This is a genomic window from Saccharothrix saharensis (assembly GCF_006716745.1).
In the GTDB taxonomy this organism is placed as follows: Bacteria; Actinomycetota; Actinomycetes; order Mycobacteriales; family Pseudonocardiaceae; genus Actinosynnema; species Actinosynnema saharense.
Window position 1 is genome coordinate 3,362,711 of sequence record NZ_VFPP01000001.1, and the last position, 16,705, is coordinate 3,379,415.

Here is a 16,705-nt window from a genome sequence, read left to right on the forward strand (position 1 = left end):
TGGCGAGGTCGTCGTCGAACAACGCGTCGGCGACCAGTCGGTACGCCGAGTCCGCCGACAGGACCTCCGCCAGTCCGATCACGGCGGTGGTGGTGGCCCTGGCGACCACGGCGCGAACGCCGTCGGGCAGCTTCTCGCACACGTAGTAGGTGAAAGCGGGCCGCAGTTCGGTGCGCGGCCACGGTTGCGCGGTGTACCCGGGCTGCCACAGCACCCAGGCCACGGCCCGGTTGTCGCCTCGCGGCGACCAGCCGGAGTGCAATCGGATCCAGACGTCTTTCCCCATCGTTCTCCCCTTGTCCGTGGTGCGGAGGGCCGCCTCCCCTGCGGGCGACCCGCGGCCCGTCCGGGCCGGCCAGGACGGCGGTGTCGCCGTCCCGGTCGGTGCGCAGCACCAGCGCGCCCCGGCTCGTCAACGCGTCGACCAGCACCCCGCTGGGATGGCCGTAGCGGTTGCCCGCGCCGACGCTGACCAGCGCGATCCGCGGCCGCACGGCCGCGAGGAACGCCGGTGACGAGTACCGCGACCCGTGGTGCGGCACCTTGAGCACGTCGGCCCGCAGGTCCACGTGCCCGCCGAGCAGGTCCGCCTGCCCGGCCAGCTCGATGTCGCCGGTCAGCAGCACCCGCCCGGCCGCGGTGGAGGCCCGCAGCACCAGCGACGCGTCGTTGACCGCCGTGTTCGTCCCGCCAACCGGGTCCACGCGCGGACCCAGCACGTCGAGCTGCAGGCCCGGCCAGCTCAGCCGCTGCCCGGCGCCCAGCTCGACCACGCGGACCCCGGCGGCCCGCGCCTGTTCCGTCACCTCCTCCCAAGCCCACTCCGGTTGCCGTGACGGCCCCACCGCCACCGCGCCCACGCTCCGTTCCGCCATCACCGCGGCCAACCCGCCGACGTGGTCGGCGTGCAGGTGGCTGAGCACCACCAGCGGGATGCGCCGCACCCCGAGCCGACGCAGGCACGACAGCACCGGCGCCGGGTCCGGTCCGGTGTCCACCACCACCGCCCGGTCACGCTCGGCGGTCGCCAGGACGACGGCGTCGCCCTGCCCGACGTCGCACGCCACGACCGACCAGCCGGGCACGGGCCACCCGGGCGAGACGACGTTCAGCGGCACGACCACCACCACCGCGCCGACCACGGCCGCCACCACCAACGTCCGCACCCGGCGAAGCCTGGTGATCGCGTAGCCGAGGAGCAGCACCCCGGCCAGCAACGCCCCGCCGACCCAGCCGCCGGGCCACCCGACCGCCGCACCCGGCACCGCCGCCGCGTGCCGCCCGACGGCGATCAGCCAACTCACCGCCGGCCCGGCCACTTCGACGACCACCCGGGCCGTCGGCTCGTGCACCGGTGCCGCCACGGCGGCCAGCACACCGAGCACGGTGGCCGGCGCCACCACCGGGGCGGCCAGCAGGTTCGCCACCACCGCGACCAGGCTCACCTGGCCGGAGAGCCCGGCGACCAGCGGCGCGGTCGCCAGGTTCGCGGCCACCGGCACCGCCAGCGCCTCGGCGAAGCCGACCGGCACACCCCGGTCCTTCATCGCCGCGGCCCACCTCGGCGCGAGCAGCACCAGCGCCGCCGTCGCCACCACCGACAACCCGAACCCGGGTTCCGTGGCCAGTTCCGGGTCGTAGAGCACCAGCACCACCACCGCGGCCGCGAGCGCCGGCAACGCCGACCGCTCCCGTCCCAGCACCAGCGCGAGCAACGCCACCGCACCCATCACCGCGGCCCGCAACACGCTCGGCTCCGGCCCGGCCAGCACCACGAACCCCACCAGCGCCGCCATCGCCCCCGCCGCGCAACCGCGGGGACCGACCCGCAGCAACCGCAGCAGCAACAGGACCGCGCCGCAGACGATCGCCAGGTTCGCGCCGCTGACGGCGAGGACGTGCGCGAGACCGGCCGTGCGGAACTCCTCCACCACTCTCGGGGGAAGAGCCGAGGTGTCACCCACGACGAGCGCGGGCAGCAACCCGGCCGGTTCGGGATCGAGGGCGGTGCTCGCCTTCCGCAGCCCGGCACGCAGGTCCTCGGCGACCCGCTGCCACACGGGCGCTTCGGACACGTCCCGCGGAGGTCCACGAACGCGCAGCACCGCGACCGTCAGCTCACCGCCTCGGGGAGGGGCGAGGGTTCCGCGAGCGGTGACCCGCTGACCGGGCAGGAGATCCTGCCACCGAGCCGCCGGCGCCAACACCGCGATCCGGCCGCCTGCGGTGAGCGTGCCGCGGACCAGCACCAGGTCGACCCCGCCCGCCCGCGAGCCGAAGCCACTGCTGCGCAAGCCGTGCGGCCGATCGTCGAGTTCGAAGTGGACAGTGGCGGCCACCCCACCTGCCGCCGCCGCCCGCAACGGGTGGTGGACCGCCCCGTGCACTTGGGCCCCGATCCAGCACGCCGCCACCGGTCCCGCCACCACGACCGCCACCGCGGCCGGCCGCCATGCGCGGAACACCAACCCGCCGACGACAGCCGCACCCAACCCGACCACCGGCGCCGCCCACCACGTGCCGAGCAGTCCGGCCAGTGCCGTCGCCCACACCGCCAGTGCCGCCGGGACGAGGTGCGTGCGGGGGTTCACGACGCGGCCTTCGAAGCGGCGGCGGTCGGGAGGAGAGGTCCACGGATCATGAGCCCACCCAGCGGGACCTCGACAAGGTGACGAGACGAGCCGTCACGGTTCGTAGTGCGCGGCGGATGCGGGTGAGCGGGCGGCGATGGCCGGAAGCGCCTACCGGTGTGACGCTTGGGTGGTTCTCGGGTCGCATGAGGACTCCAGGTGATGGTGGATGGGCACGGGATCCGACTACGTCGGAGAGTTCGGCTGGGCGGCGAGCACGTCGGGATCGCGGTCGCGGCATCGACGACCCGTTGCGCCGACGCGGTGGCCCGCTCGAACACCGTGCGGGGGCAGCGCGGTCCGACCCATGACGGCGATCCGCGTCACGACGAGGTCGCGCGGGCTCCTACTGGTGGGTGAGGTCGGCGGAGAACCGGCGGGGCCGGGTGTTCACGACGTCGACGACCGGCAGGCGACAGCCTCGACCTCGTCGAACCGTTCGCGGCCGCCTCGGCCGCACCGCCGACCCCCGGGCACGGCGTCGCCTGATCGCCGGCTCGGCAGATCAGAGGCGGACCAGGTCGCGGAGTTTGGCCAACTTGGTGTCGCCGATGCCGTCGATCTCGCCCAGTTGGTCCAGGGAGGTGAAGGGGCCGCGTTTCTGCCTTCGGTCGACGATTCGCTGGGCGGTCACCGGGCCCACGCCCGGCAAGGTGTCCAGTTGGTCTTTGGTGGCGGTGTTCAGGTTGAGTGGTCCGGTGGCGGCGTTGGTCGGTTGTGGAACGGGGATGCCGACGGCCAACTGTTCGCCGTCGACGACTTTGCGGGCCAAGTTGAGGGTGGTCAGGTCGGCTCCGGGATTGGCTCCGCCGGCGGCGCGGAGGGCGTCGGCGACCCTGGCGCCGTTCGGGACGGTGACCAGGCCTGGCGTGGGGACGAGGCCGACCACGTCGACGACCAGCTGTTCCTCGGCGCTCGTGACGGCGGCGGCCTCGGCGACCGGCAGGGCCGGTGGGGTTTCCGGCACGGGGCGCTGCCACCACAAGGCGAGGGCGACGGCCAGCGCCACGCCGGCCATGACACCGGCCAGCAGGAGTCTGCGGCGATGCGGCACGGCGGGCTCGGGCAGCCAACGGCGGAGCAGGCGGTGCACGCGGTGCAGGGGGTTCGGTGGGTCGGCACCGGCCGAGGAGACGAACACCAGGGTCTCCGGGTCCGATGCGCGGTGTTTGCCGCGTTCCTGGGAAACGAGGGCCTTCAGGCGGGCGGTCGTGGTTTCCGGGTTCTTGTCGAACATGGGATCGACGGTAGGCCGGGTCGGGACGGCAGTGGGGTTCGTGTTCGCGATCTGTGGATAACTGCCTCAATCATGGATAACGAGAGCTAGGACACTCCCCCGGGCAGCACCACGACACCGAGCACACCGGGGCCCGTGTGCGCGCCGATCACCGCTCCGACCTCGGAAATCAGGCATCCGGTCGAGCCGGGAACGCGTTCGTCCAGCAACGTCGCCAGTTCCGCCGCGCGTTCCGGCGCGGCCAAGTGGTGGACAGCCAGACCGACCGGCCCGGACCCCGCCGCGGAAGCGGCCAGGTCGACCAGCCGGGCGATCGCCCGCCCCATCGTGCGCACCTTCTCCAGCGGCACGATCCGGCCGTCGTCCACGTGCAACAACGGCTTCACGGCCAGCGCGGTCCCCACCAACGCCGCCGCCGCCCCGATCCGCCCACCACGCCTCAGGTGGTCGAGCGTCTCCACGCAGAAGAACATCTTGACCCGGCCGGCGGCAGCCACCGCCGCCTCCTCCGCGCACCGCGCGTCCCCACCCGCGGCGCACGCGGCCAGCGCGGCGAACCCCAACCCCATCCCGGTGGCGCGCGAGTCGACCACCCTGATCCGCACCGGGTCGACCTCCTCCGCGGCCAACCGCGCGGCCTCCCACGTGCCCGAGAGGTCACGGGACAGGTGCACGGACACGATCTCCTCCGCGCTCCCCGCCAGCACGGACCGGTACACCTCGGCCAGCTCACCCGGCGTCGGCCGGGACGTGGTCACCCGCCGGTGCTCCCCCAACGCGGCGGCCAGCTCCGCCGGGCCGAAGTCCACCCCGTCCAACCTGCTCCGGCCGTCCACGGCCACGTGCAGCGGCACGACCCGGACGCCGTGCCGCTCGGCGAACCCCTCGGGCAGGTACGCCGTGGAGTCGGTGACGATCGTGGTGGACACGAGAGCCGAGACTACGGCTCCGCCGCACCCGAGTGGCCGACCGCCACGGACCTGATCAGTTCCGCCATGGCCCGCCCGACCAGCTCGTGCCCTTCCCAACCCCAGTGCATGCCGTCCGGGTTGCCCCGCCGTGACCGAACGTGGTCACCGACCAACGGCGGCACGTCCAGCAGCGGCACGTCCGCCCCCTCGGCCCACGAGCGCAGCGCGCGCTCGGCCGCCGCACGCCCACTGTGGACACCGGCGTAAGCAGCCGAGCAGTGCACCGAAGGCGTCATCCCCACCACCCTGGTGCCCGGTGCCAGCGCACGCACGGCACGCACCGAGTCGTTCAGGTAACGCACCGTCAACCGGGGCGGCAGCGCCACCGGATACCCGCAGAACGCCCGCGACAGCACCGGCTGCAACGTCCGGTACCCGGCGCGCGCCCGCCGCCGCACCCCGTCCGGCCGCAGGTAGCGCAGCCCCTGCCGCAGGTAGGTCGGCAACGGCGACGGCAACGTGTCCATGTGCCCCACGGCCAGCACCAACACGTCCGTGCGCGGCAGCAACGACCACACCCTGGGGTCACCGGTCAACGACCACCACGCGTCCCGGGCCGTCCAGCCGAACCCCGCCGCCAGCTCCGCGTGCCCGCCCAACGCCGACGCCGCCACGTTCGGCCACAACCCCGGGTCGTCGGCCGGCAACGGTCCCCGCGGACCGTGGAACGAGAGCGAATCGCCGAGGACGAGCAGTCTCACCGGGTGATTCCGGCGTTGTACGACGACAACCGCCACCTGCCGTCGCCCTGCGGCCGGCGGGTGAACACCGTCCAGTGGCAGTTGCCGATGCCGCCCAGCAGCGCCCACCGGTCGACCGGCAGCTCCAGCAAACGGCCGGTCAACGCGCTGATCAGGCCGCCGTGCGCGCACAGCATGACCGTGCCGGAGAACTCCTCGTCCACCTCGGCCACCACGGCGAGCGCGCGCTCGGCGACCTCCACGCGCGTCTCGCCGTCCGGGGGCGCCAGGGTGCCGTCGACCCGCCACAGGTCCAGCGCGCCCGGCCACTCCACCTCGATCTCGGCCGAGGTCAGCCCCTGCCACTTGCCCAGGTGCGTCTCCCGCAGCCGTTCGTCGACGCGCAGGCCGACCCCGGTCGCGTTCGTGAACACGGTCGCGGTGTCCCGGGCGCGGTGCAGGTCGGAGGCCACCACCAGCTCGGGTGTGAACCCGGCGAGCACCGGCACCGCGAACCGCGCCTGGTTCCACCCGGTCTCGGTCAGCGACGAGTCCAGGTGGCCCTGCATGCGGCCGGTCGCGTTGTAGTCGGTCTCACCGTGCCGCCACAGCACGAGCCGGTTCAGGGTCATACCTCGGCGACCTCGTCGGCCGGTGGCCCGGCGTCGAACTCGATGCGCGGGCAGTCCTTCCACAGCCGCTCCAGGCCGTAGAAGGTGCGCTCCTCGACGTGCTGGACGTGCACGACCACGTCCACGAAGTCCAGCAGGACCCAGCGACCCTCGCGCGCGCCCTCACGGCGGACCGGCTTGCGCCCGGCCTCGCGCAACTTCTCCTCGACGTTGTCCACGATCGCGCCGACCTGCCGCTCGTTCGGAGCGGAGGCGATCACGAAGCAGTCCGTGATCACCAGTTGGTCGGACACGTCGAGCACGATCACGTCGTGCGCTTTCTTGTCGGCTGCCGCGTTCGCGGCGACCAGCGCCAACCGTCGTGCCTCGTCGGTGGCTGCCACGTCACTCCTCATCACACCGGCGGGCGCCGTTACGCCCGCACGAGTCAATGAGGGTACCGGCGACCGCGCTCAGTCCGGCATCGAGTAAAGCCGGCGCTTGGAGATGTACTGAACGACACCATCCGGCACGAGGTACCAGACGGGCAGTCCGGAGGCCGTCCGGGCGCGCACGGCGGTCGACGAGATGGCCATCGCCGGCACCTCTACCAGCGACACCGCGCCCGGCGGCAGGTGCGTGTCGACCAGCTCGTAACCCGGTCGGGTGACGCCGATGAAGTGCGCGAGGCTGAACACGTCGTCCGCCCGCCGCCAGGACAGGATCTGCTCCAGCGCGTCCGCACCCGTGATGAAGAACAGGTCGGCGTCGGGGTGGGTGGCCTTGAGGTCGGTGAGGGTGTCGACGGTGTACGTCGGCCCCGGCCGGTCGATGTCGACCCGGCTGACCGAGAACCGGGGGTTCGAGGCGGTGGCGATGACCGTCATCAGGTACCGGTCCTCGGCGGCGCTGACCTCGCGCTCGCTCTTCTGCCACGGCTGGCCGGTGGGCACGAAGACGACTTCGTCCAGGTCGAAGCGGGCCTGGACCTCGCTGGCGGCCACCAGGTGGCCGTGGTGCACCGGGTCGAAGGTGCCACCCATGACGCCGATCCGCCGGTTCGACATGGGACGTGAGCCTAGTTCGGGTGGTGCGCGGGCGGCCGGTCGCTCCCCGAAAGGCCGCCCGCGCACTCGTCTCCCCGTCGCGGCCCCGGGGGGAGTGGGCCGCATCCGCGGATCGCGCGACCCACCCCGAACACAGGGCCGCACGGAAGAGGAACGCGCACGTCACGCGGCCATGACGCGATTGGCGGAACTTTTTCCCTACAGCTGCGGAGCGAGCACCGAGCCGTCCGCGGACCGCACCAGGATCGCCTCCATGGGGCACGACTCGGCCGCGTCGATCACCGCGTCGTCCGGGTCCACGTCCGCTTTGACCGGCGTGGACGTACCGCCTTCGAGCTGGAAATGGCCCGGCGCGATCGAGCTGCACATGCCGGTGCCGAGGCAGGCGCCCCGGTCGACCTCGATGGTCCACTCGCTCATCGGTCTACCACCTCACCATCAGGCGTTCGGGGCCTCGCACCAGTCTGCCCTTCTTGAACACCACGTCGTCGGCCAACTCCAGGTGCGGAAACCTATTGAGCAAGGTCGAAATGGACACCTGCAACTCCATCCTTGCCAAGGGCGCGCCGATGCAGTGGTGCACGCCGTGGCCGAACGCGAAGTGCGGGTTGTGCGGCCGGTGGAAGTCCAGCTCGTGCGGGTTCGGGAACACGGCCGGGTCGCGGTTGGCCACCAGACCGTCCACGAACACCGCCTCACCCGCGCGGATGGTCACGCCCGACAGCTCGACGTCGGCGGTGGCGATGCGGGGGAAGCCCGGTGCACCGGACAGCTTCGTGATCCGCAGCAGCTCCTCGACCGCGGCGGGCAGCAACGACGGGTCGGCGCGCAGCTCGGCCAGCCGGTCCGGGTGGGTCAGCAGCTGGTGGACGAAGTTGCCGATCTCGCTGCCGGTCGTCTCGTGCCCGGCGATGAGCAGCGTGACGCCGAACGACACCAGCTCCTCCTCGGTGAGCCGGTCGTCGTTGTCGTGCGCGTGCACCAGCACGGTGAGCATGTCGTCGGCGGGGTTCTTGCGCTTGTCCTCGACCAGGTCGCGGATGTAGGCGCGCAGCGACGCCGCCGCGGCCTCGATCTCGGGCACGGTGAACGCGGTGATCGCCACCGCCGCGTCCGACCACGCGCGGAACTGGGCCCGGTCCAGCGCCGGCACGCCCAGCATCTCGCTGATGAGCGTGATGGCGACCGGCATGGCCAGCGCGTCCACCAGGTCGGCGGGCGGCCCCTGCTCCTGCATCGCGTCCAGCAGGCCGTCCACGATCTCCTGGGCGCGCTCGCGCAACTGGCCGGTGCGACGGGCGGTGAACGCCTTGGCCAGGATCCGGCGCAGCCGGGTGTGCTCCGGCGGGTCCATGCTCAGGATCGTGGTGATGCCCGGCACCTCGGGCATGGTCCGCGGCGGGTCGTAGTCGGCGTCCATCACCGGGGCGCGGCTGAACCTCGGGTCGGCCAGCACGACCTTCGCGTCGGCGTAGCGGGTCACCAGCCAGGCCTCCCGGCCGTACGGCAGGCGCACCCTCGCCACCGGCTCGTCCCGTTGCAGCTCCAGGTAGGTCTCGTGGACGTCGAGGTCGTCGGGCTCGGGGAACGGATAGGGCCTGACCTGCATCGACACTCCCCCTGCCGGTGATCGTCCCCGCCGACAGTAGGCACCCGCCCCGTGCCGCGGGACGTGCTCCGCAACGCCGCTACGGCTTTCACCGGCGGCGCTGCGGAGCGGTCGTCCGCTAGAGCTGCGGCGCGAGCACCGAACCGTCCGCCGAACGCACCAGGATCGCCTCCATGGGGCACGACTCGGCCGCGTCGATCACCGCGTCGTCCGGGTCGACGTCCACCTTGACCGGCGTGGACGTGCCACCGTCCAGGCGGAAGTGGTCCGGCGCGATCGAGGTGCACATCCCGGTGCCCATGCACGCGCCGCGGTCGACCGCGATCGTCCACTCGCTCATCGGGTCACCACCTCACCGGCAGGGCCTGCGGGCCGCGGATGAGCCGGCCCTTCTTGAACGTCACGTCGCCGTCCAGTTCCAGCGACGGGAACCGCTCGAGCAGCGTCCCGATGGCCACTTGCAGCTCCATCCGGGCCAGTGGCGCGCCGATGCAGTGGTGCGCGCCGTGGCCGAACATGATGTGCGGGTTGTGCTCGCGGTGGAAGTCCACCTCGTGCGGGTTGGCGAACACCTCGGGGTCGCGGTTCGCCGTCACGTTGTTGACGAACACCGCCTCGCCCGGCTTGATCGTCACGCCGGACAGCTCCACCTCGGCCGTCGCGATCCGGGGGAAGCCCGCCGAACCACCCAGCGCGGTGAACCGCAGCAGCTCCTCGATCGCGGCGGGCACCAGCGACGGGTCGGCCCGCAGCTCGGCCAGCCGGTCCGGCATGCGCAGCAGGTGGAAGGCGAAGTTGCCGATCTGGTTCGCGGTGGTCTCGTGGCCCGCCACCAGCAGCGTCACCCCGAACGAGACCAGCTCCTCCTCGCTGAGCCGGTCCTCGTTGTCCCGTGCCGCGATGAGCACGGACAGCATGTCGTCGGTCGGTTCGGCGCGCTTGCGGGCGACCAGCTCGCCGATGTAGCCGCGCAACGCCTCGTTGGCCTTCAGGATCTCCTCGTGGGTGAACGCGGTGATCGCCACCGCCGCCTCCGACCAGGCGCGGAACTGGCCGCGGTCGTCGAACGGCACGCCCAGCATCTCGCAGATGATCGTGATGGGCAGCGGCATGGCCAGCGCCTCGACCAGGTCGGCCGGCGGCCCCTGCTCCCGCATCGCGTCCAGCAGGCCGTCCACGATCTCCTGGGCGCGCTCGCGCAGCTGCTCGGTGCGCCGCGCGGTGAACCCCTTCGCGACCAGCTTGCGCAGCCGCGTGTGGTCCGGCGGGTCCATGCTCAGGATGTTCGTCTCGGTCGGCATCGTGGGCAGCGTGCGCGGCACGTCGGCGCCCGGCTCCATCACGGCCGCGCGGCTGAACCTCGGGTCCGCCAGGACGGTCTTGACGTCCTCGTACCGCGTGGCCAGCCACCCCTCACCGCCGTAGGGCAGCCGCACCCTGGCCACCGGCTCGTCCCGTTGCAGCTCGAAGTACACGGGATTGATCTGCAAGTGGTCGAGCTCGGCGAACGGATAAGCCCTGGTCTCCATCGTCTACCCCCATGTAAGCATTCGCTTACATCCGACAGTAGGCAGATCGTTACAGACCGTCAACCGGTATCGGTGTGCTCCAACAGGACGGACGACGCCCGGGTCACCAGGGCCGCCACGGTGGACGCGTCCGCGTCCGCCAGGGGCTGCTTGCCGAACACGCTGCGCAGCACACCGATGCCCACGACCCACGCCAGGACGAGGTCCGCGCGCAACTCCGCGTCCGCGGCGTCCGTAAGGGACGACAGAGCGCGCGCGTACTCCTCCCCCAGTTGCCGGCGCACGACCTCCGCGGCCGAGTCGTGGTGGGACGACCGCAGCACCGCGTACAACGGGTGGTCCTCGGGCCTCGGCTTCTCCTCCATCATCCGCAGCAGCACGTTGCGCAGCAGGTGCTCGGCGGGCGAGTCCTCCAGCAGCTCGCGGCTCTGCGTGGCGAGCACGGTCGCGAACAGGGCGTCCTTGCTGCCGTAGTAGCGGAACAGCAGGGCCTGGTTCACGCCCGCCAGGCTCGCGATGTCGCGCACCGTGGTGCGGTCGAACCCGCGCTCGCCGAACAGCTTCGTCGCGGCGTCCAGCAACGCCGCCTTGGTCGCGGCGGCGTCCCTGGGCCTGCTCACGACGTCGGCCGGACGTGCCCCTCGCCCCAGACCACCCACTTGGACGAGGTCAGCTCGGTCAGCCCCATCGGACCGCGGGCGTGCAGCTTCTGGGTGGAGATGCCGATCTCCGCGCCCATGCCGAACTCGCCGCCGTCGGTGAACGCGGTCGAGGCGTTGACCATGACCGCCGCCGCGTCGACGCGCGCGGTGAACCGGCGCGCCGCGGCGAGGTCGCTGGTCACGATGGCCTCGGTGTGACCGGAGCCGTGCTCGGCGATGTGCTCGATGGCCTCGTCGATCGAGCCGACCACGCGGGCGGCGATGTCCAGCGACAGGTACTCGGTGTCCCAGTCGGAGTCGGTGGCGGCCTGGACCCTCGGGTCGCGCGCGAACCGCTCGTCGCCGTGGATGGTGACGTCCTGCGCGTTCAAAGCGTCGGTGATGCGGGGCACGAACTCGTCCGCGATGTCGGCGTGCACCAGCAGCGACTCGGCCGCGTTGCACACGCTCGTGCGGCGGGTCTTGGAGTTGAGCACGATGCGCTGCGCCATGTCGAGGTCGGCGCTCGCGTCCACGTACACGTGCACGTTGCCCACACCGGTCTCGATGGTCGGCACGGTGGCCTGCTGCACGACGGCGTTGATCAGACCGGCGCCGCCGCGCGGGATGACCAGGTCGACCAGGCCGCGCGCGGTGATCAGGTGGGTGACCGAGGCGCGGTCGTGGCACGGCAGGAGCTGCACGGCGTCGGCGGGCAGGCCGGCGGCCTCCAGGGCGTCGCGCAGGATCGCGACCAGCGCGGTGTTCGAGTGCTCGGCGGTGGACGAGCCGCGCAGCAGGGCCGCGTTGCCGGACTTCAGCGCCAGGCCGGCCGCGTCCACGGTGACGTTCGGGCGCGCCTCGTAGACCATGCCGACCACGCCCATCGGGACGCGGACCTGCTTCAGCTCCAGGCCGTTCGGCAGGATCGAGCCGCGCAGCACCTCGCCGACCGGGTCCGCGAGGCCGGCGACGGTCTCGAGGCCCCGGGCGACGCCGTCGACGCGCGCCTCGGTGAGCGTGAGGCGGTCCAGCAGGCCTTGCGTGAGGCCCGCGGCGCGACCCGCTTCGAGGTCCTTGGCGTTGGCTTCGAGCACCTCGGCGGCGCGGGTGCGCAGCGCGGTGGCCATCTCGTGCAGTGCGGCGTCCTTGCTCTGGCGGGTGGCGAGGACGAGCTCGTTGGCGGCGACACGGGCGCGCCGAGCCGCGGCGTGCACCTGTTCGCGCAGGTCATCAGTCACGTCGTCCAGCCTACGGTCACCCGGCCGCGGCTGTCGCCGAGGTTCCCGAGGAACGGACGTCCCACCACGTCCGGGTGAAGCTGCGGCTGGGACCGTCGCACAGGTGTCCGTCTTGTCGGGGCGGTCTGCCACTGTGTCGCCATGGACGACAGCGCGTTGCGGGAACTGGCCGAGGAGCGACTGAGGGCTTTGGCGGGCCCTCGGGCGGTCCTGCGTGACGACCAGTGGACGGCCATCCACGCACTGGTGTCCCAACGGCGGCGGGCGCTGGTGGTGCAGCGCACGGGGTGGGGCAAGTCCGCCGTGTACTTCATCGCCACGGCGTTGCTGCGGTCCCTGGGCGAGGGGCCGACGGTGATCGTGTCGCCGTTGCTGGCGCTGATGCGCAACCAGGTCGACGCCGCCGCGCGGGCGGGGGTGCACGCGGCGACGATCAACTCGGCCAACACCGACGAGTGGCAGGACGTGCAGGACCGGGTGGCGGCCGGTGAGGTGGACGTGCTGCTGGTCTCGCCGGAGCGGCTGAACAACCCGGACTTCCGGGACACGGTGCTGCCGTCGCTGACCGCGTCGGCGGGGCTGCTGGTGGTGGACGAGGCGCACTGCATCTCCGACTGGGGCCACGACTTCCGGCCGGACTACCGACGGCTGCGGACGTTGCTGACCGAGCTGCCGGCCGGCGTGCCGGTGCTCGCCACGACGGCCACGGCGAACAACCGGGTGGTGCGGGACGTGGCGGACCAGTTGGGGCTGGGCGCGGGCACGGACGCGCTGGTGCTGCGCGGGCCGTTGGACCGGGAGAGCCTGCGGCTGTCGGCCGTGCGGCTGCCGACCGCCGAGGCCAGGCTGGGGTGGCTGGCCGAGCGGCTGGAGCGGCTGCCCGGCTCGGGGATCATCTACACGCTCACGGTGGCCTCGGCGGACGACGTGGCGGCGTTCCTGCGGGAACGGGGCTACGAGGTGGCGGCGTACTCGGGGCGCACCGACCCGGCCGAGCGGCAGCGAGCCGAGGAGGACCTGCTGGCGAACCGGGTCAAGGCGTTGGTGGCGACGTCGGCGCTGGGCATGGGGTTCGACAAACCGGACCTGGGGTTCGTGGTGCACCTGGGCGCACCGCCTTCCCCCATCGCCTACTACCAGCAGATCGGCCGGGCCGGGCGTGGTGTGGAGCGGGCCGAGGTGCTGTTGCTGCCGGGCCCCGAGGACAAGGACATCTGGGCGTACTTCGCGTCGCTGGCGTTCCCCCCGGAGCACGTGGTGCGGCAGGTGCTCGACGCGCTGCCGGCGGACCGGCCGATGTCGACGGCGGCGCTGGAGCCGGTGGTCGAGCTGTCGCGCACCCGGCTGGAAGTGGTGTTGAAGGTGCTCGACGTGGACGGTGCCGTGCGGCGGGTGCGCGGCGGGTGGGTGTCGACGGGGCGACCGTGGTCCTACGACGCCGAGCGGTACGAGCGGATCGAGGCGGCGCGGCGGGTGGAGCGGCAGGCGGTGCTGGACTACCTGGCCACCGACGGCTGCCGCATGGAGTTCCTGCTGCGGCAGTTGGACGACCCGCACGCGGCGCCGTGCGGGCGGTGCGACAACTGCACCGGGGAGCGGCCGTCGGCGGAGGTGTCGGACGCGGCGGCGTCGGCGGCCCGGGAACGGCTGCTGCGGCCCGGCGTCGAGGTGGAGCCGCGCAAGATGTGGCCGACCGGGATGGCGGCGGCCGGGGTGTCGTTGTCCGGGAAGATCCCGGCGGGCGAGCTGGCGGCCACGGGGCGGGCGCTGGGCCGGTTGACCGACATCGGGTGGGGCAACCGGTTGCGGTCGCTGTTCGCGGGGGAAGACCAGGAGATCCCCGAGGACGTGTTCGCCGCGTGCGTGAAGGTGCTGTCCGCGTGGGGTTGGGCGGACCGGCCGGTGGGCGTGGTGACGGTCGGGTCGCGGACCAGGCCGGCACTGGTGGGCAGCTTCGGGCGGCGGATCGCGGAGGTCGGCCGGTTGCCGCTGCTCGGGCAGGTGTGGCTGGGCGAGGCGGCGCGTCGGGCCAACAGCGCGCAGCGGTTGGCGGGGTTGGTGCGCGAGACGGACGTGCCGGACCTGTCCGGTGTGGACGGTCCGGTGCTGCTGGTGGACGACCAGGTCGACACCGGGTGGACGGTGACGGTCGCCGCACGGCTGCTGAGGCGGGCGGGTGCGTCGGCGGTGCTGCCGTTCGCGTTGGCGGTGACAGCGTGACGGAGGAGGTGGGGACGACGGGGTGGGACTGACGACGGAACGGTTGGTGCTGCGGCCTTTCACCGCGGCCGACGCGCCGGGGCTCGCCGCGTACCGGTCGGACCCGGACGTGGCCCGGTACCAGGGTTGGGAAGCGCCGTTCACCTTGGCTCAGGCCGAGGAGTTCGTGCGGGACGTCGCCACGGCCGACCCGACCGCACCGGGCTGGTACCAGTTCGCGGTCGAGGCGGGCGGGACGCTCGTCGGCGATGTCGGCGTGGGGTTGCACGAGAACCGGATGCAGGCCGACATCGGGTACACGCTGGCGACCGCGCACCAGGGGCGCGGGTACGCGGCGGAAGCAGTGGGGCGGGTGCTGGCGTACCTGTTCGAGACGCGCGGACTGCACCGGGTGTCCGCCGAGTGCGACGCCCGCAACGTCCGGTCGGCGCGGCTGCTGACCAAGCTCGGGTTCCGGCAGGAGGGGCACCGGGTGCAGAACACGTGGCTGAAGGGAGAGTGGACGGACGACTTGCTGTTCGGCCTGCTGGCCGCCGAGTGGCGGGCGGCGATGCCGTGACGGCGAAGGCTCGCGCATCGCGGGCGGATACCCGAGCGGGCACCACTTGCGTGGTCACCGGCCGTGGGCGGGAGGCCGCGAACGGCACGGCGAGGTGAGCACAACGGGGTTCGGTGAGGGATCTACCGGCTTCGGTTGCTTTGTGGTTGTGTCCACCCATGGCTGCCCTGGAGACCGAGACCCAGCACCGCCTGCCCATCCGCAAGCTCGTCGCGGCGAGCATCGGGAACGCGATCGAGTGGTACGACTGGACCATCTACGCCACGTTCTCGATCTACTTCGCCACCCAGGTCTTCCCCAAGGACAACCCGCGGCTCGCGTTGATCAACACGCTCGCGGCGTACGCGATCGCGTTCTTCTTCCGGCCGTTGGGCGGGTACCTGCTCGGGCGGTTCGCCGACCTGCGCGGGCGGCGGACGGCGATGCTGCTGACCATCATCCTGATGGCCGGCGGTTCGGTCGCCATCGGTCTGCTGCCCACCTACGCGCAGGTGGGGTGGCTGGCGCCGATCCTGCTGCTGCTGGCCCGCGTCGCACAGGGCCTGTCGCTGGGCGGTGAGGTCTCCAACGCCTCGGCGTACCTGGCGGAGATCGCGCCGGCGCACCGGCGGGGGCGGTACTCGGCGTTCTTCTACATCTCCACGGGTGTCGCGGTGCTGACCGCGTCACTGCTCGGGTACGTGCTGGCCCGCACGCTCGACAAGGCCGAACTGGCGTCCTACGGCTGGCGCATCCCGTTCCTGGTCGGCGGCGTGCTCGGCCTGGTCGGCCTGTGGATGCGGCGCAGCCTGGAGGAGACCGAGCAGTTCGAGCACAACAAGGCGAAGGCGCAGCAGCTCAAGCGCCCGCTGCTGCTGACGCTGCGCGAGCACCCCAAGGCGGTCGGGCGGCTCGTGGGCTTCACCATGCTGTCGACGTTGTGCTACTACACGTTCTTCAGCGCGCTGACGCCGTTCGCGGTGGCCAAGCGGGGTGCGGACGCCGGGGACGTGTTCCTCGCCCTGTCGATAGCGACGGGTCTGTTCATCCTGCTGCAGTACCCGATGGGCGCGCTGTCGGACCGGTTCGGCCGCAAGCCCCAACTGCTGGCCTGGTCGGCGGCGACGGCGGTGCTGGTGGTGCCGCTGTCCACGTTGATCGGGCCGGGCGTGGGCAACCTGCTGCTGGTGTTCTGCGTGGGACTGGGCCTGTACACGGCCATGACGTCGATCGCGCCCGCCGTGATGAGCGAGCTGTTCCCGACCGAGCTGCGCGCCCTGGGCATCGGCTCCTGGTACAACCTGACCGTGGCGCTGTTCGGCGGCACCGCGCCGCTGGTGATCCAGTGGTTGCCGGGCAGCACGTTCTTCTTCTACGTCGCGGCCGGTGCCGCGATCGCGTTCTTCGTGATCCTCTCGATGCCGGAGACGAAGGGCAGCGAGCTGCGCTAGTCCGCAGCGGGTCAGCGGCTCGCCGGACAGGTCACGCAGGGCGGTCGGGATCGCGGTGCGGCGGCCCGGGGGGGTCGGCCAGGAGCCGTCCTCCCTGCGCCGGATCGCGCCGTTCCTCCGCGCTCAGCCGGGAGTGGTCGCGCTCGATCGGCGCGGTGGGCATGTGGCTGTGGGCCGAACCGCTCCGCAAGCCGCTGGGCTCGGTGTCGGCGTGGCGTGAACAGGTGCCGGGTGCGGCTTCATCGGGCTGCCCGCGCCGGTGGCGATCATGTGCCAGTAT

The 16,705-nt window shown here is 72.3% G+C and carries 15 protein-coding genes and 1 pseudogene; 3 read left to right on the plus strand and 13 right to left on the minus strand.

Translation table 11 applies throughout. The features are described from left to right. Positions 1–308: 308 nt before the first annotated feature. The 13 genes and pseudogenes from FHX81_RS14220 to FHX81_RS14280 form a co-directional block, all read right to left on the minus strand. Positions 309–2,591 (minus strand): annotated as a pseudogene (locus FHX81_RS14220) (DNA internalization-related competence protein ComEC/Rec2); the annotation flags it as partial. Positions 2,592–3,135: 544 nt separating this feature from the next. After that, the gene (locus tag FHX81_RS14225; protein WP_141978621.1) at positions 3,136–3,867 is read right to left on the minus strand and encodes a ComEA family DNA-binding protein; all 732 of its coding nucleotides are present in this window, start codon (positions 3,865–3,867) and stop codon (positions 3,136–3,138) included. 86 nt (positions 3,868–3,953) lie between these two features. Next, positions 3,954–4,796, minus strand: coding sequence for a DegV family protein (locus tag FHX81_RS14230; RefSeq protein ID WP_141978622.1), 843 nt, complete (start codon positions 4,794–4,796; stop codon positions 3,954–3,956). A gap of 11 nt (positions 4,797–4,807) precedes the next feature. Continuing rightward, positions 4,808–5,539 (minus strand): diglucosylglycerate octanoyltransferase, encoded by a 732-nt coding sequence (octT, locus tag FHX81_RS14235; protein ID WP_170232047.1) that lies wholly within the window; start codon positions 5,537–5,539, stop codon positions 4,808–4,810. Further along, entirely contained in the window at positions 5,536–6,150 is a 615-nt protein-coding gene (locus tag FHX81_RS14240; protein ID WP_141978624.1) for a histidine phosphatase family protein, read from the minus strand. Before FHX81_RS14240 ends, octT begins: the two co-directional genes overlap by 4 nt. Beyond that, a complete protein-coding gene (rsfS, locus tag FHX81_RS14245; RefSeq protein WP_141978625.1) occupies positions 6,147–6,533 on the minus strand; it encodes a ribosome silencing factor in 387 nt (128 codons plus the stop codon). The genes FHX81_RS14240 and rsfS overlap by 4 nt, the downstream gene beginning before the upstream one ends. Positions 6,534–6,602: 69 nt before the next feature. Further along, complete coding sequence (gene nadD / locus FHX81_RS14250) at positions 6,603–7,196, minus strand: nicotinate-nucleotide adenylyltransferase (protein WP_141978626.1); 594 nt, start codon at positions 7,194–7,196, stop codon at positions 6,603–6,605. A 198-nt stretch (positions 7,197–7,394) separates the two neighbouring features. Beyond that, a complete protein-coding gene (locus FHX81_RS14255; protein ID WP_141978627.1) occupies positions 7,395–7,616 on the minus strand; it encodes a ferredoxin in 222 nt (73 codons plus the stop codon). 4 nt (positions 7,617–7,620) lie between these two features. Continuing rightward, entirely contained in the window at positions 7,621–8,805 is a 1,185-nt protein-coding gene (locus FHX81_RS14260) for a cytochrome P450 (RefSeq protein ID WP_141978628.1), read from the minus strand. A gap of 118 nt (positions 8,806–8,923) precedes the next feature. Continuing rightward, positions 8,924–9,145, minus strand: coding sequence for a ferredoxin (locus FHX81_RS14265; RefSeq protein WP_141978629.1), 222 nt, complete (start codon positions 9,143–9,145; stop codon positions 8,924–8,926). Between the two features lie 4 nt (positions 9,146–9,149). After that, positions 9,150–10,334, minus strand: a complete 1,185-nt coding sequence (locus FHX81_RS14270; protein ID WP_141978630.1) for a cytochrome P450 — start codon at positions 10,332–10,334, stop codon at positions 9,150–9,152. Positions 10,335–10,393: 59 nt separating this feature from the next. Continuing rightward, positions 10,394–10,954, minus strand: a complete 561-nt coding sequence (locus FHX81_RS14275) for a TetR/AcrR family transcriptional regulator (RefSeq protein ID WP_141978631.1) — start codon at positions 10,952–10,954, stop codon at positions 10,394–10,396. Then, entirely contained in the window at positions 10,951–12,216 is a 1,266-nt protein-coding gene (locus FHX81_RS14280) for a glutamate-5-semialdehyde dehydrogenase (protein ID WP_211363483.1), read from the minus strand. Before FHX81_RS14280 ends, FHX81_RS14275 begins: the two co-directional genes overlap by 4 nt. A 141-nt stretch (positions 12,217–12,357) precedes the next feature. On the opposite strand from FHX81_RS14280, the gene FHX81_RS14285 reads away from it, so the two are divergent. The 3 genes from FHX81_RS14285 to FHX81_RS14295 all read left to right on the plus strand — a co-directional run bounded on the left by FHX81_RS14285 (position 12,358) and on the right by FHX81_RS14295 (position 16,425). Beyond that, positions 12,358–14,436, plus strand: a complete 2,079-nt coding sequence (locus FHX81_RS14285; protein ID WP_141978633.1) for a RecQ family ATP-dependent DNA helicase — start codon at positions 12,358–12,360, stop codon at positions 14,434–14,436. 22 nt (positions 14,437–14,458) lie between these two features. Then, entirely contained in the window at positions 14,459–14,995 is a 537-nt protein-coding gene (locus tag FHX81_RS14290) for a GNAT family N-acetyltransferase (RefSeq protein ID WP_141978634.1), read from the plus strand. A 158-nt stretch (positions 14,996–15,153) separates the two neighbouring features. Next, the gene (locus tag FHX81_RS14295) at positions 15,154–16,425 is read left to right on the plus strand and encodes an MFS transporter (RefSeq protein WP_141978635.1); all 1,272 of its coding nucleotides are present in this window, start codon (positions 15,154–15,156) and stop codon (positions 16,423–16,425) included. Positions 16,426–16,705: the final 280 nt, after the last annotated feature.

Coding starts and splice junctions, on each gene's coding strand:
- FHX81_RS14295 (WP_141978635.1), top strand. CDS start 15,154: ATGGCTGCCCTGGAGACCGAGACCCAGCACCGCCTGCCCATCCGCAAG.
- FHX81_RS14270 (WP_141978630.1), bottom strand. CDS start 10,334: ATGGAGACCAGGGCTTATCCGTTCGCCGAGCTCGACCACTTGCAGATC.
- FHX81_RS14285 (WP_141978633.1), top strand. CDS start 12,358: ATGGACGACAGCGCGTTGCGGGAACTGGCCGAGGAGCGACTGAGGGCT.
- FHX81_RS14260 (WP_141978628.1), bottom strand. CDS start 8,805: ATGCAGGTCAGGCCCTATCCGTTCCCCGAGCCCGACGACCTCGACGTC.
- nadD (WP_141978626.1), bottom strand. CDS start 7,196: ATGTCGAACCGGCGGATCGGCGTCATGGGTGGCACCTTCGACCCGGTG.
- FHX81_RS14240 (WP_141978624.1), bottom strand. CDS start 6,150: ATGACCCTGAACCGGCTCGTGCTGTGGCGGCACGGTGAGACCGACTAC.
- FHX81_RS14255 (WP_141978627.1), bottom strand. CDS start 7,616: ATGAGCGAGTGGACCATCGAGGTCGACCGGGGCGCCTGCCTCGGCACC.
- FHX81_RS14225 (WP_141978621.1), bottom strand. CDS start 3,867: ATGTTCGACAAGAACCCGGAAACCACGACCGCCCGCCTGAAGGCCCTC.
- FHX81_RS14265 (WP_141978629.1), bottom strand. CDS start 9,145: ATGAGCGAGTGGACGATCGCGGTCGACCGCGGCGCGTGCATGGGCACC.